The organism is Pantanalinema rosaneae CENA516 (assembly GCF_050753385.1).
Classification (GTDB): domain Bacteria; phylum Cyanobacteriota; class Cyanobacteriia; order Leptolyngbyales; family Leptolyngbyaceae; genus Pantanalinema; species Pantanalinema rosaneae.
The window spans coordinates 1-14,375 of sequence record NZ_JBLZFZ010000072.1 but is presented as its reverse complement, the minus strand read 5'-3'; the positions used below and the strand labels follow the sequence as shown (position 1 = coordinate 14,375).

Annotated in this window: 9 protein-coding genes; 4 read left to right on the top strand and 5 right to left on the bottom strand. The window is 48.1% G+C overall.

The features are described from left to right. The first annotated feature begins 56 nt into the window (after nt 1–56). Both ACN4EK_RS27870 and ACN4EK_RS27865 read left to right on the top strand, forming a co-directional pair. Nucleotides 57–1,028, top strand: a complete 972-nt coding sequence (locus ACN4EK_RS27870; RefSeq protein ID WP_431661671.1) for an ABC transporter ATP-binding protein — start codon at nt 57–59, stop codon at nt 1,026–1,028. Beyond that, complete coding sequence (locus ACN4EK_RS27865) at nt 1,025–1,807, top strand: ABC transporter permease (protein WP_431661669.1); 783 nt, start codon at nt 1,025–1,027, stop codon at nt 1,805–1,807. Before ACN4EK_RS27870 ends, ACN4EK_RS27865 begins: the two co-directional genes overlap by 4 nt. A gap of 19 nt (nt 1,808–1,826) precedes the next feature. Here the strand turns inward: ACN4EK_RS27865 and ACN4EK_RS27860 are convergent, their stop codons facing one another. The 3 genes from ACN4EK_RS27860 to ACN4EK_RS27850 all read right to left on the bottom strand — a co-directional run bounded on the left by ACN4EK_RS27860 (nt 1,827) and on the right by ACN4EK_RS27850 (nt 9,803). After that, complete coding sequence (locus tag ACN4EK_RS27860) at nt 1,827–7,307, bottom strand: trifunctional serine/threonine-protein kinase/ATP-binding protein/sensor histidine kinase (protein ID WP_431661668.1); 5,481 nt, start codon at nt 7,305–7,307, stop codon at nt 1,827–1,829. 472 nt (nt 7,308–7,779) lie between these two features. Next, complete coding sequence (locus ACN4EK_RS27855) at nt 7,780–7,995, bottom strand: DUF2839 domain-containing protein (RefSeq protein ID WP_431661666.1); 216 nt, start codon at nt 7,993–7,995, stop codon at nt 7,780–7,782. Between the two features lie 53 nt (nt 7,996–8,048). Continuing rightward, a complete protein-coding gene (locus ACN4EK_RS27850; RefSeq protein ID WP_431661665.1) occupies nt 8,049–9,803 on the bottom strand; it encodes an ATP-dependent DNA helicase in 1,755 nt (584 codons plus the stop codon). Nucleotides 9,804–10,561: 758 nt separating this feature from the next. Between ACN4EK_RS27850 and ACN4EK_RS27845 the strand changes: the two genes are divergently transcribed. Continuing rightward, nucleotides 10,562–10,897 carry an MliC family protein gene (locus tag ACN4EK_RS27845; protein WP_431661664.1) on the top strand — a complete coding sequence of 112 codons (336 nt, stop codon included), beginning with the start codon at nt 10,562–10,564 and terminating at the stop codon, nt 10,895–10,897. A gap of 4 nt (nt 10,898–10,901) precedes the next feature. On the opposite strand, the gene ACN4EK_RS27840 is transcribed toward ACN4EK_RS27845, so the two are convergent. Then, nucleotides 10,902–12,287 carry an aminopeptidase P family protein gene (locus ACN4EK_RS27840; RefSeq protein WP_431661663.1) on the bottom strand — a complete coding sequence of 462 codons (1,386 nt, stop codon included), beginning with the start codon at nt 12,285–12,287 and terminating at the stop codon, nt 10,902–10,904. Nucleotides 12,288–12,492: 205 nt separating this feature from the next. On the opposite strand from ACN4EK_RS27840, the gene ACN4EK_RS27835 reads away from it, so the two are divergent. Next, nucleotides 12,493–13,758 (top strand): aspartate aminotransferase family protein, encoded by a 1,266-nt coding sequence (locus tag ACN4EK_RS27835; protein ID WP_431661662.1) that lies wholly within the window; start codon nt 12,493–12,495, stop codon nt 13,756–13,758. Nucleotides 13,759–13,821: 63 nt separating this feature from the next. Here ACN4EK_RS27835 and ACN4EK_RS27830 read toward each other — a convergent pair whose 3' ends face one another. Next, nucleotides 13,822–14,184, bottom strand: a complete 363-nt coding sequence (locus ACN4EK_RS27830; RefSeq protein WP_431661661.1) for a hypothetical protein — start codon at nt 14,182–14,184, stop codon at nt 13,822–13,824. Nucleotides 14,185–14,375: the final 191 nt, after the last annotated feature.

The following is a 14,375-nucleotide window of genomic DNA, read 5'->3' as shown; positions in this document are numbered from 1 at the left end:
CTCTATTTCTCATGGTGAATGGGCATTCTAAGCAGTAATCCCGCCAGCATCTAGTTATGCGTCAATTTTTGTCACACCCTCGACGATCGCCGATTGACTCGGTAATGCCGTCTGCATCAATGTCTCTGGCTGCTCACGACCTCTGGAAGACATACGGCGATCATGCCGTGGTGCAAGGCGTTTCCTTTACTCTGAAATCTGGAGAGATTCTGGGGTTATTGGGACCGAATGGAGCCGGTAAAACCACCACGATCGGCATGTTGTATGGAGCCGTCGTGCCATCCCAAGGCTTTGTGCAACTCGATCGCTGGCAGATCCGCACCCAAAGTCGGCAAGCGCGGCGATACATGGGAATTGTCACCCAAGAGGATAATCTCGATCCAGAGCTAACGGTGTTTGAAAACCTACTGTTCTTTGCCAACTACTATCGGCTGACAGGTAAAACTGCCCGATTGCGAGTCGGAGAACTAATTGCACAAGTTGGGCTAGAAGCCCATAGCAAATATGTTCCAGATGAGTTATCCGGTGGCTTAAAACGACGGGTAGTATTGGCAAGGGCTTTACTCAATCATCCCCGCATCGTGTTTCTGGATGAACCGACCACGGGCTTAGATCCCGATGCCCGCCAGGATTTCTGGAAATTAGTCAGTCAACTCAAGCAAGATGGTTGTGGCGTATTGCTAACCACTCACTATATGGATGAAGTGCAACGCCTGTGCGATCGTCTGTTACTGCTCCAGCAAGGACAGGTGATCGATCAGGGCACTCCTGATGAATTAATCGAACGCATCGTTGGTCGAGAGGTGGTGGAAATTACCGGAGTGGTAGAATCCTGGCTTCAGCAATTAGCCTCAGTCGCTGGGGTCTGGTGTCGCCCATTTAGCAGTGGCTATCTACTAACCTTGCCTCTGATCGAACCAGAACCCCTCTGGCAACAACTGGTTGAGGTGCAACCCACTAGCCTGACCCGCCGCCGCGCCAATTTAGAAGATGTATTCCTCCGGTTAACCGGGAGGTCTTTGCAATGAAACTGCACTCAACTGTAACTTTGTGGGGCGTTTATGCCGTCTGGCGACGACACTTCAAAGTGTTTCAGAATACCTGGATAGTTAACTTCTTACCACCCATCCTCGAACCGATCGTGTATCTGATTGCCTTTGGTGTAGGACTGACCCCCCTAATTGGTGATGTCACCTATGCTGGACAATCCGTTAGTTACTTAAAATTTCTGGCTCCGGGCATGATCGCGGTTGGTGCCCTCTACCCATCGTTCTTTGAAGCCTCCTATGGCACCTTTATCCGGTTACGGTTTGAAAAAATCTGGCAGGCAATGCTGACGGCTCCCTTAAGCTTTACCGAAGTGTTCATTGGCGATTGGTTATGGGCAGCGACCCGAGGCACGTTAGTTGGATTGATGACGGGTGTTGTCGCAGTAATCTGGGGGTTATATTCCGGCTGGCACTTATTATTATCCCTACCCCTAATCTGTTTAGGAAGTCTCCTGTTCGCTGCGATCGGGTTATTGACCGCAGGGAGTGTGAAAACCCTGGATCAGGTCAACATTCCCATGTTTTTGTTGATTATCCCCATGATGACCTTTTGTGGCACGTATTTTCCCCGCGATGCCTTACCCGCTTCCATTAAGACGATCGCCGATATTCTCCCCCTATCCTCATTAACCGATTTACTCCGGTGGTCGATCGGCTTACAACCCCTGTGGTGGTTGCAACTGCTTTGGATGCTGTTCATGACTAGCGCGATCGCAGTCTTAGCCTGGAGACAAATCTATCCCCAACTTTTCCGTTAATCCGGATTCATCAGTGGGTTTAAGCAGTTGCAACGGCTGTTGTTGGGACGGAGCCTTGTCCAATCGGCTGAACTGGGATTTCGATGATGAACTCTGCTCCCTGCCCCGGTTGAGATACGCACTCTAACCGGCCTCCATGCTTTTCCACCACAATTTGATAGCTGATTGACAAGCCTAAGCCCGTCCCAGCCCCTACAGGTTTAGTGGTAAAGAAGGGATCAAACAATTTTTTCAGCGCTGGTTCAGGAATTCCTGCCCCATTATCCGCAATCCGAATTCTGACCCAGTGACGATCGATCGCTTCTGTGCGAATCTGAATTAAATTCGATCGTTGCATGGCTTCCTCTGGCGTGAGGATCTGACAGGCTCCTTGCCGCCGTCCACATTCTTCTAAAGCATCGATCGCGTTACTCAAAATATTCATGAACACCTGATTGAGTTGTCCCGCATAACATTCAACCAAGGGTAATTGGCTATAATCTTTGACGATTTCAACGGTGAAGCCACCTTTTTTCTGAAGCCGATGTTGCAGGATCAACAACGTACTTTCGATGCCCTCATGAATATCAACAGGTTTCATTTCTGCCTCATCCAATCGCGAGAAGTTCCGCAGCGATAAGACAATCTGACGAATGCGATCGGCGCCGACCTGCATCGAAGTCAACAGCTTAGGTAAGTCTTCGAGCAGGTAATCCAAATCCACATCCTCTGCCAACGCTTGCAGTTCAGGCGAGGGATTTGGCGATTGCTGTTGATAAAGTTGAATAATTTTCAGCAAATCTCTAGTGTAGTCACTAGCATGAATCAGATTGCCATGAATAAAGTTGACTGGATTGTTAATCTCATGGGCGACTCCAGCCACTAATTGCCCCAAACTCGACATTTTTTCCGTTTGAATCAATTGCGTTTGCGTTTGCTTTAATTCCTGTAATGTTGATTCCAACTGGTGATTTTTTACCTGTAGTTCTAAGGTGCGTTCTTCAACTTTATGTTCTAGAGTGCGGCTATAGTCCTCTAATTGACCATTTGCCTGTTTCAAATCTTCCGTAACCGCCTCTAAACTGCTATACAGTAGGGCATTTTCTAATGAGATCGCAGCCTGGGCAGACAATAATTGTAAAACCTCCTGGCGATCGGGCGTAAATGCCCCAACCGTCAGGTTATTTTCTAGATACAACAACCCAATCAATTTCCCTTTATTGATAATGGGTATACATAGAATTGATTTAGTTTGATGCTGAATGATGTATGGATCTTGCGTAAATCGTCCTTCTTGAGCCGCATCATTTAAAACCGTGGTTTCCTGGGTTCTAACCGCATAATTAATCACAGACAATGGCAATTGTTGACTAGAGTTGATCGGCACTGGTTGACCTAGACTAATTTCATCCTGGTCGATCGAGCCACTGGCTTCCAGAACTAATTGTCCCTCACGTTCCAGAATTAGATGGCTAGTCTGCGCTCCGGCATTTTCCATCACAATCTTGAGCAGTTTAGCAAGCAGCTTACTGAGAACAATTTCACCCGCGATCGCTTGAGAAGCTTTGACAATAGTGACTAAATCTAATGCGCCAATGCTGCCACTAATATAGGTCGAGGCAGTTTTTGTATTGTTTAATCCGATCGTGCCTGCTTCGGCAACGGGACGGGCAGATAGATAGGAATATCTGGCTTCCAGGTCGCGTACCTTTGCCAGCGCTCCCCAGCGTTGATAACAGCGATAAGCATCACTCAAATAAAGTTGAGCAATTTTGGACTTATGTCGAGAGGTATAAAACTCAGCCGCTAACTCATTGGCGATCGCTTCTTCCTGGATATATCGCTGTTCCTTAGCAGATTGAATCGCGCGATCGTAGAACTCCATTGCCGCTAAATCTTCCCCTAAGACTCTGGCTTTTTCCGCCGCCACTAAATCATATTTATGCTGATAGTTGGCAGGAGCATGGGTTGCCCAAACCTGGAGTTGGGATTGATTAACAGCCACTTTTTCGAGTGTCTGAACTTGTTGCTCGGGAGTTGCCGTTTCATAGGTCGCGAGCAGTGAAAGCGAATAATAGAAGTTGTACTCCACAAACTGCATAAATCCAACCATGTTGCCATGATAGGGTTCTGCCTGACGAGCATAGCTGGCGGCTTGGGTGTAATCCTTCAGAATATAAAAAAGAATAGTTTTAGCGAGATAGGTGAGAAATAGAAGCGTCCCCATTTTTGTTTCCATGAAGACGGGAACCATTGCCAGTTCATTAAAACTTTCTCCCACCAGGCAAGAGCGATCGTCTACTTCATCTAATAAATTGAGGACTAATTGGCGAATAATTTGAGCAAAATAGATTTGATATTCTTGCTTCAATCCTAATAACAGTTCAATATACTTTGCCTGTTTCTCCTTTGCTTCATCTAAGGATTCCCCGACAAAAAATAGGTAATTACAATAGGAAGTCGAGTTATAACAAGCATACTCAACATCACCCGTTTCCAACCCAGCCTGTACTCCGGCTAATAAGGGTTCGATCGTACTTTCAGCCGGTTCTTTCCAATGCCGGATAAATACATTGAAAATATTGATTACCTTAGCTTCTAATTCTTTTGCATGGAACTTAGCTTGCAATTTCAAGCTAAGTTGACCAAACCGATAGCCCTCCTCAATCCGATTCAGCCCGCCACACAAAATCAAGCCATATAAGGCATACCCCATTGCCGCAAACGATGAATTGCCATATCGCATTGACAAATTCGCTAACGTAAATGCCATCGCCGGAAGTAGCTCAGGCTTGGCATTCAGGCAAGGAGTCAACAATGTAATTAACACTTCCATGGCTGCCAGTTTGTAGGGATCGGTCATTTCTGGCAGGTTAATTAAGGCTTCAATATCGACCTGTTCGGGAGTTTGCTGAATCAGGGGTTCACCCAACATCTCCAGCACTTGTAATGAAGTGTCGATCGCTTCCACCATCTGATTTTGGGCGATATGGAAGTAAATCTTGGTTTGGTAAACCTTGGCTTTTTGCAGTAAATCTTGAGCATTCGCTAACACAATTTCTGCTAACTGTTCAGCCTGCTCAAAATGGGTATTTAAATATTCAACTTCTACTGCTTCAATAAACAGAGCCGAGGTGAGTTCATAGTGAGTTGTCCAACTATGCTGATCCAGCAACTCTATCCCCGTGATTAAATACTTTAGTGCCGGTTCATAGGCAGTTGCTGCTTTCGCTTTACGCGCTGCCAGCAAATTTAGCTCCGCCAGTTCAATTTTTTTAGCTGGGCAACTAATTAACTCTACACCAATATTTAATTGGTTAACAATATCAAAAATTTTTTCTTCCCGTTCAGTCGGGTGCGTACATTGCAGTAACAGTTGTCCTACCTGGAGATGAGTTTTCTGTTTTTCTGCTTCAGGGATTAATAGATAAGCCGCTTGTTGGACGCGATCGTGGAGAAAACAATAGCTAATCGTCAATTCCGGCTCCGAACCATGATGTGGGGCATCTAACGTATCAACAAAGGCTAATTTATAGCTTTGATCGAGTGGTAAAACCAAGCCAGCCTGTAACGCTTCCCATAATTCCGTCGCCGTCGTCGATAATGACTTTTCGTTGACGATCGCCAAAAGATTCAAACTGAACGTGCTACCAATACAGGCAGCAAATTTTAATACCGTTTGGGTTGATGCAGATAATTTTTGCAGCTTACTGACCATTAGCTCCACAACATTATCTGTGATCCCGATCGTTTGAATTTGCTCCAGTATCCAACACCAACAACCCGCATCAGCATCATAGGATAACAACTCTTCTTGATGCAGAGCCAGCAACATTTGGGTGAGAAAAAATGGATTACCACCAGTTTTTTCCAGAAGTAATTCAGCTAAAGCTTGAGATTGGCTCAGGTCACAATGCAGCGTATCTGCGACTAACTGATTAATATGGTTGACCTTTAAAGGAGAGAGAGTAATGGTATTCACCACTGCCCCGGTTTGCTGAATTTCCTCCAGCGTGACGACGAATGGGTGAGTGGCGTTAACTTCGTTATCCCGATAGGCTCCAATTAATAGTAAGCACTGCTGTTCTGATGCGGCCATCAGGAGTTGCAGCAATTTTAACGAGGCTGAATCTGCCCACTGTAAATCGTCGAGAAATAGCACCAGAGGATGCTCTGGTTGGGCAAAAACTTTGAGGAATTGTTGGAAAACCAGATTGAACCGATTTTGACATTCCGCTGATCCCAGTTGCGGAACCGCTTCCTGCTCACCAATAATCAGTTCTACTTCTGGAATAACATCGATAATCACCTGACCATTTGGAGCCAGCGCCTGATTCAGCTTTTCGCGCCAAACCGCAATCTGAGTCTCACTTTCCGTCAGAATTTGTCGGACTAACTCTTGAAATGCCTGGATTAATGAGGCATAGGGAATATTGCGCTTAAATTGATCGAATTTTCCGGTAATGAAGTAGCCGCGCTGCCGCACGATCGCTTTATGCACTTCATTCACCAGGGCTGACTTGCCAATCCCGGAATAGCCAGCCACCAGCATCATTTCCGTCCGTCCCACACTGATGCGATCGCAGGCTGCCATCAATATCGTCACTTCCTGTTCCCGACCGTAGAGTTTTTGCGGAATTTGAAACTTAGCCGCGATATCCCGTTGCCCGATCGCAAATGGCGTAATTTGACCGTGAGACTGTAGCTGCTTCAGACAATCTTCCAGGTCAGCCTTAATCCCATACGCACTCTGGTAGCGCTCTTCCGAGGTTTTAGCTAACAGCTTGAGGACGATCGCGGCAATTACATCAGGCACATCTGGGTTAATCGCTTGGGGGGAAGAAGGCACTTTGGCAATGTGACAGTGAACCAACTCCATTGGGTCTATTGCCGTAAACGGTAGCTGTCCCGTCAGCATTTCGTAAAAGGTGACACCTAACGAGTAAAAATCAGTCCGGTAATCCATCGAGCGATTCATCCGTCCGGTTTGCTCAGGCGACATGTAAGCCAGCGTTCCCTCTAACAAATTGGGATTGCTAACCGTCTGATTTTCCTTCGACAGTCGTGACGCGATCGAAAAATCAGTGATCTTAACCTGTCCGGTTTGCGGGTTGATAATAATATTTTGTGGTTTGATATCTTTATGAATAATGTTTTTTTGGTGCAACTCGCCTAACGCTTCGGTAAGCTGAATGGCGATCGCCAAGAAATCTTGAATATGCAATTGGTTAGACTTGAGAAAGACTCGCAGCGATTCTCCACCGAAATCTTCTAAAACCAACACTTCGCCAACCGGAGAGTGTTCTAACGCATAGGATTTAATTACGCCCTTAATCGTTAGATCCTTAGAGATTTCGTACTCGTGTCTTAATCTAGAAATTTCTTTCTTGGTAGGATTGTTGGACTTTAAAACCTTAATCACAACAGGTTGTCCGTTCCGTCGATCCTGACCCCGATAAACGATAGTATTGACATTCTCATAAATTTGGTCAGTAATTTCAAAAGTCGAGAAGTTCATCATGATCTGTCAATCACTATCTATGGGTAGCTCAATCAACAGAATGTTCATCGATCGCGGACTTCCAGCAAAACCCGACTAGATTGAGCCAATCCAGCGAGTGATTTCATCAGTCCAAACTCTATGCGATCGATGACAATTCTTGATCTTCTATTGTCTAAAATTGTTTTAAGTAGAACTTCGAGGAAAATACCTAACTTACAGAGATACAACCACTGTCTCTGCTGGGTTCCCTGCATTGGGATGACACAACTTCAAATCCACTAATTGATCGATTTGGTCATCTGTGCCTTTCAATACTTTTTGCGACTTCCGCCTAGTTTACCCACAACTTAATACGTCCAGTTTGTTGTGCCATCATAGAGGAAAAATATAGGGGCAACCTGTTGGTACTGCCCCATGCTGTGATCGAACCGATCAGTTGACGGTTAGAGTTTCTACCTGTTCTACGGCAGGTAAGCGAGTCCCCTTTTCACTAATTACTCAGTTCCCACCAACCTAAGCCTGGCCCAATCAGGCGTACTGTCACCCACCAAGCCACCAGTAAACCAATCCCGATCCAGGCACCGCGTGTCGTCCATTGGACAAACTGTTGTGCTTGGCTTTTAGTCAAAGGTAGCCAGGGAAAAATTGTCGCGTCCTGACCGTATTTTTCTCCAAGAGTTTCCTTTCGTCGCTTTGAATCGCCCATAACTCAGGATTCAACCGTTACCTACGCTCTGATCATACCGTTGCAGGAAAGCTCTAGTCCACAATAAAATAGTCTGGTTGAGAGAATAAGCTGGCATCGAGATAACTAATGCGGGCTAAGGGATGGAGAGCAGACAGAATTTGCTGCCCATAGCTGCGATGTACTACTCGGCTATCCAATAACGCCACCACCCCTTGCCGTTCTCGTACCGGAGCGATCGCCCGTTGCAATTCGCTTAAGGCCGTTGGCAGTAAGTAGAGGCGAAACCAATCCTGTCGCAATCGTTTGTAATGAGCCACTCGACCCGCGACCAGGGGATGCTCCAATGAGGGAATCGGTAGGGTGGCGATTGCCAGTAAATGCGGGGCTGGCAAGACGCGTTGATGCTGCCGCCAAAACTCCCAACCCGTTACCAACACACCATTCTCGTCTAAACAAGTGCGCTCTACCTGTACCCTGGAACCGAACTCAGAAGCCAGCACCGAACCTACCTGAGCTTTCAACGGTGTATCGCCCACCAGCAGCACGATCAATCCCGGAGTGCCAGAACTCACGCGTAACAGGGTATGCATTTCCTGAAGCAAAGCCGCCTGAAACTGCGGTGTATTCGGCATGGGGAGCCGATCGGGCAGGTAAAGATGAATCAGTTCTTCCTGGCGATCGGGAGAAAACTTCAGACTGGTCAGATCTATATCCAGTCCTAAGCGTTGGCGGTAGGCACAGGCATCGGCATCCAGATCCAGTGCGCCTCCAATCAACACCACGGGTTGGCGCGACCAGATTGCTTGGAGATTAGTTGCAATATCGGCGGGGCTGCAATGGAGCGAAAACTGACCCTGCCGCCGGATGAGTTCTGCCCATAACAATTGTCCCTCGGTGAAAAAAGCCTGACCAAACTGGTTCCAGGTAGCCGGTAAACCAGTCATATCAGGAGCCGGAGCCGGAACCGCGATCGTCTGAAATAAGGTCGTTAAGGCAGCCTGTTCTATTTCATCGATCAGATAACACTCGTAGGGATTAGTAGGATGCTGGAATAGGGTCTTCGTCAGTTGCACTCTGACATCGCGAATCAGGTCAGCCTGCTCCGGACAAGCCAACATGAGCGTATCCCAATCGCTCGGCTGAATTTGCGTGGTTAGATGAGTGCGAGTCCAGCCTTCCAGGTCATCCACACCATCTAAAACCGTCGGAATCCCGTCTGGAAACCGCCCCTGATTTAATAGACGATCGCTTAACCAGGCGGCTGGAGTTGTCAGTAAGAGCCCTTGAAAGTGGGGATGGGGAAAGCGATCGCCGGTTTGAATTGGTTTAGTGGTACGAATCCATTGTTGCAGTTGAGGAATTTCAACCATGAGCAAGCGTTGATGAACAGATTCGGGAGCAACTAAAATGACTGCCTCTTGCCACATCAATACCGGCACCAGATAGCTCAGGCGGTAGCGTTCGTGATAGCCAGAAAATGCTCCTGTTTGAAGCAATGCACTACGCCCTAGCCGTAAAGCCCGAGCCACCAACCGCGCCATCGTCAAATGATGGGGCCAGTAGGATTCGCCCTGCTGCCGTAAAAAGGCTCGGAGTTGCTGGTGGACTTCTACCTCAATCACAAATTTCAGGCTCTCGTATACCGGGTGACTCTCATTCTGACATAGATACCAGGACGACCTGTGAGTTAGATGACGTTCTGACTTTTTTGATATGGACAAATAAACCACTGTATTCCCGTGAACAAATGCCTGTCCTGTGCCAACGTCCAGATCATCTAGATCATCAAGGGTGAGCGATCGCCACTCCCTGTAAATCATCGCCATAGCGTTAAAAATTCTTTGCAGAGGAAATCATTCAACCTCCGACTGGAATTGGTATACTGCATGGAAAGCCCCTCTAAAAGCTATGCTCTACCAGGGTTAGATGGTTTCTGATCTTGAAATTAATTGGACACAGTGGTAGGAGTTGATAGCTTTTTCCAGCTTTGTGGCGCTAATCCCAGGTGGCAGATGCCGTTGAGAGCAAGCTCTGTCAGCTTGGAGTCATTTGTGACATTATTGAGTCATTTTTCAAAGAAAAATTCAAATAAACAGTCGGTTTGTGACATGAACATAGATGCTTTGATGCCTGCATTGCCGCTCTGGAGGCGTGGGGATAGCCAATCAACCTTCTCCAGGCAGATACGTCACAATTCTTGCAAGAATCCAATCCTGGTATAAATCGGCACATGCATCAGGTGGTCTAGTTCAGCAAATGTCGGTAAACCTGAGAGTCGAATTCACTGGGTTAGTCAAAAAAACACTACTAACAGATCAAAAAAATGGCGGATGCCGGATCAACAGCAGGTCATTAGAATCAGAGTTAGCAAACAGTTAAATCACTCTAGTTCTTCCCCCCAATCTGACTGCGATTTCCTGACTAAACCGAGCTTGGCTGACCAATAAATCGGTTTTTTGGTGTTAGGAATTCCTCCGATTCAGAATCAGGGGATTTTTTATGGCTTGCCTATAATGGAGACTGGTTCAACCTGAATCCTTTCGCTGCCCTTGTAGCAACGTGTTGATTTATGCAACCAGTTCCGATGAGAGTTCTTTTCGTATTCCTGTTCCTGGCGATCGCGGCTCTGCCTGCCTCTGCTCAATCCCTAACTATTACCTATCGCTGCCGGAACGCTACCACCTTTCGGGTGACATTCCTGCGGGAAATGGCAAGGGTTCGGTTGCAGTCACGCATTCTCACCCTACCGCAAGTGGCGGCTGGGTCAGGGGTGCAATATTCCGATGGTCGCAGCACCCTATATGCCCAAGATCGGGAAGCCTCCATGGACATTGATGGAGAACGGGTTTACGACCGTTGTATTGCCCAGATCGAGAATCGACCCAATAATCGCCGCTCCCGAATTCGGGCACTTTGGTAACGTGTTAAGCACCCACTAACGCCTCGATCGCAGTCGCACTTGTGGGGAGAGCCGCCGTTAAAACTTCTGTGCCAGTGGCAGTGATTAGCACATCATCCTCAATCCGAATCCCCCGCACATCCGCGAACTGCGTCAGGCGATCCCAATTCACAACATGCTGATATCTGGTTCGGCGTTCTGGATCATTCAGGATCGCGGGCACTTGGTAAAACCCCGGTTCGATCGTCACCACCATCCCGGCTTGTAACGGGCGATCGAGCCGCAAATAACCTAGGCCAAAGCGATCGCTGCGAGTTCTACCCTCGGCATAGCCTGCCCGATCGCCTAAATCTTCCATATCATGCACATCCAGCCCCAGCAAGTGACCAATGCCATGCGGAAAGAACAACGCATGGGCATCCTGCTCGACTAAATCATCGGGTTGTCCGTTCAGAATGCCTAGATCGACTAATCCCGCTGCGATCGTTCTCGCACCTAACAGGTGAATGTCGCGATATTCCACCCCTGGACGCATGGCGGCAATACAAACATCATGGGCAGCTAATACGACATCATAAATTGCTTGTTGCGTGGATGAGAATTTACCGGACACTGGCCAGGTACGAGTAATATCTGCCGCCCATCCCGTCGCCGTTTCCGCCCCTGCATCCACTAACAATAAATCTCCCGCTTGCAAGGCATGGTCATAGCGATCGTGATGCAAGACTTCGCCATGTACGGTGACAATGCTGGTGTAAGCACAGGTCATTTGATTCGCCATGAATACAGCTTCGATCGCCGCTCGGACTTCCGCCTCAAGCGTCGCATCATGAGTCGCTGCCATCCCTGCCCGATGAGCCTGCATACTCACCTGTGCCGCTTGCCGCATCTCCGCCAGTGCCGCCTGATCATGGGTCAGCCGCAATTGAATAATCGCATTGGTAACATCCAGGTCTAACCCCTGGGGTCGGGTGGCTGGAGCCAACATCCGCTCCAGTAGGTGAGCTTGATAGAGAGAGTTGGTCGGATCTTGCACCGCGATCGTTCCCGAACCAACTAGCCAATGCCTTAATTCAGCTAATGGCAACGCCTCATCGGCTCCCATTGCAGCCGCGATCGTAGCTCGACTGGGAGATTCCCCATGCCAGAGGGTACTGTCTGGACTGGGATCATCCATAAACAACTGTAATCGTCCTGCGTTTAAACGAATCACCGCATTTGCCAACGGTAGTCCCGCGAAATACAAAAAATGACTACTGGCACGAAACGGATAAACATTTGCCGGAAAGTTTCGAGACTGACTGCATCCAGACCAGAGAATTACCGGACAACTCACGTGTTCCGCCAACCGTTGACGGCGAATTTTTAAGGTGTCTGCCAGGGAGTTACTACGGTTCTCTAAGGTCTGCATAGCACCAACATTACAGAAGTCTGTCTTTATTATGGGCGGATTCAGTCAGCGATCGCTGTCCCCAATACATGTCAGGAGAGGTTGACGATCGCCAGAAATCCTGCGAATCGTGAATGAATCAGTTATAGTGGCAGACTAGGTAGTTGCTTCTAGCCTATTCTTTAGCCAGTCATCCTTTTGTTCCAAGCGTGAAGGATCAAATCCAGTGAGTCCAGAAACATTAATTCCAACGTCGTCCGCTGTTGCCGAGGCTTCGGTTCCTACTCCAGAAGAATTCGATGCCTATGTGATGAAGACCTACGCTCGTTATGCGATTACCTTAGAGCGGGGAGCGGGATGCCGAGTCTGGGATGCCACTGGACGCGAATATTTGGATTTTGTGGCGGGAATTGCCACCTGTACCTTAGGTCATGCCCATCCGGCAATGGTAGAAGCGGTGACCCAGCAGATTCAAACCTTGCATCACGTTTCTAACCTGTACTACATCCCGGAGCAGATGGAGTTAGCCAAGTGGCTAGTTGAGCATTCCTGTGCCGATCGTGCCTTCTTCTGTAACTCTGGCGCGGAAGCCAACGAAGGCGCTATCAAACTAGCCCGGAAGTATGCCCATACAGTCTTGAATATTGCCGATCCCGTGATCATCACGGCGCACGCGAGTTTTCATGGTCGCACCCTGGCAACCATCACCGCCACCGGACAGCCGAAGTACCAAAAAGGATTCAGCCCCTTAGTTCCAGGGTTTTACTATGTGCCCTACAACGATATTGCGGCGCTAGAACAAGCCATTGCGGAGTTAGATCAAAGTGAACGGCGAGTGGCGGCAATTCTGCTAGAAGCCTTGCAGGGTGAGGGTGGGGTTCGTCCGGGCGATCGCGATTACTTCCAACGCATTCGCCAAATTTGTGATGAAAAAGGCATTCTGCTGATCTGCGATGAAGTCCAGGTTGGCATGGGACGCTCGGGTAAACTCTGGGGATACGAGAATTTAGGGATTGAACCCGATATTTTCACCTCTGCTAAAGGTTTGGGAGGGGGCATCCCGATCGGCGCGATGCTGTGTAAGTCCTTCTGTAACGTCTTCCAGCCAGGGGATCATGCCAGTACCTTTGGTGGCAATCCCTTTGCCTGTGGTGTGGCGTTATCCGTTTGCCATACCTTAGAACAAGAGCATCTGTTAGAGAATGTTCAGCAACGGGGTGAACAACTTCGTGCCGGACTGCGAGCGATCGCCGAAAAATACCCTGACCAGATTGCCGATGTGCGGGGCTGGGGATTAATCAACGGCTTAGAACTCAAGTCCAAAATTGACCTTACCTCTGCGGATGTCGTTAGAGTAGCGATCGAAAATGGTGTGTTGTTAGTCCCTGCCGGACCGAAAGTGGTGCGGTTTGTGCCCCCTCTAATTGTAACGGCGGCGGAAATTGAGCAAGCTCTACAAGCCGTTGAACAAGCCTTTGCTGCTCTAGCGTAAGGAACCGAATTGGTAGGAGTGGACGTAATCTGCTCCTACTAATCACTGAGTTAAAAGCAGATTCTAGTCCGGTTCCAGCGTCATTGAGAGCAATTGCTGATTCAGGAACAGCACAAATTCTTTAATAGTGAGGTAACGCTCCGGATCGAAGCGATCGCTTAAATCCACGCCAAACTGAGTGAAAAAATCCTCATACAGCGACAATTCCCAATCAAACCAGCAAACTAATGCTAAATGGAGATCGTCGTTCAGGCGATCGTCAGGACGAACGCGGGTAAAGTCCAAGCCCGTGTAGGTTGCCATTTGGGTATAGACAAACTCAGCGATCTGCCGAGACACGTCTAACGGTTGCCAAAACTGCACAAACCATTCATCAGCACTCAGCGTCGGACGATCGCGTAATGCCCGATTCACACGCCGTCTCATCCGCAGGTCAGGACTGAGATCTGGGTAACTTCTGAGATTTTGAAAGAAGTTTTTCACCGTTCGCCACATGCGCTGAGACTTGAGTTTCCGAATCTTTCCTCAGTATTCCCACTGCAAGTCAGAGATCTCAGGCTGGCAAGACTTTATTCATGCTCCCCACTCCCCACTCCCCCTGTCTCTTATACACATCT

Coding starts and splice junctions, on each gene's coding strand:
- ACN4EK_RS27870 (WP_431661671.1), top strand. CDS start 57: ATGCGTCAATTTTTGTCACACCCTCGACGATCGCCGATTGACTCGGTA.
- ACN4EK_RS27865 (WP_431661669.1), top strand. CDS start 1,025: ATGAAACTGCACTCAACTGTAACTTTGTGGGGCGTTTATGCCGTCTGG.
- ACN4EK_RS27860 (WP_431661668.1), bottom strand. CDS start 7,307: ATGATGAACTTCTCGACTTTTGAAATTACTGACCAAATTTATGAGAAT.
- ACN4EK_RS27855 (WP_431661666.1), bottom strand. CDS start 7,995: ATGGGCGATTCAAAGCGACGAAAGGAAACTCTTGGAGAAAAATACGGT.
- ACN4EK_RS27850 (WP_431661665.1), bottom strand. CDS start 9,803: ATGGCGATGATTTACAGGGAGTGGCGATCGCTCACCCTTGATGATCTA.
- ACN4EK_RS27845 (WP_431661664.1), top strand. CDS start 10,562: ATGAGAGTTCTTTTCGTATTCCTGTTCCTGGCGATCGCGGCTCTGCCT.
- ACN4EK_RS27840 (WP_431661663.1), bottom strand. CDS start 12,287: ATGCAGACCTTAGAGAACCGTAGTAACTCCCTGGCAGACACCTTAAAA.
- ACN4EK_RS27830 (WP_431661661.1), bottom strand. CDS start 14,184: ATGAGACGGCGTGTGAATCGGGCATTACGCGATCGTCCGACGCTGAGT.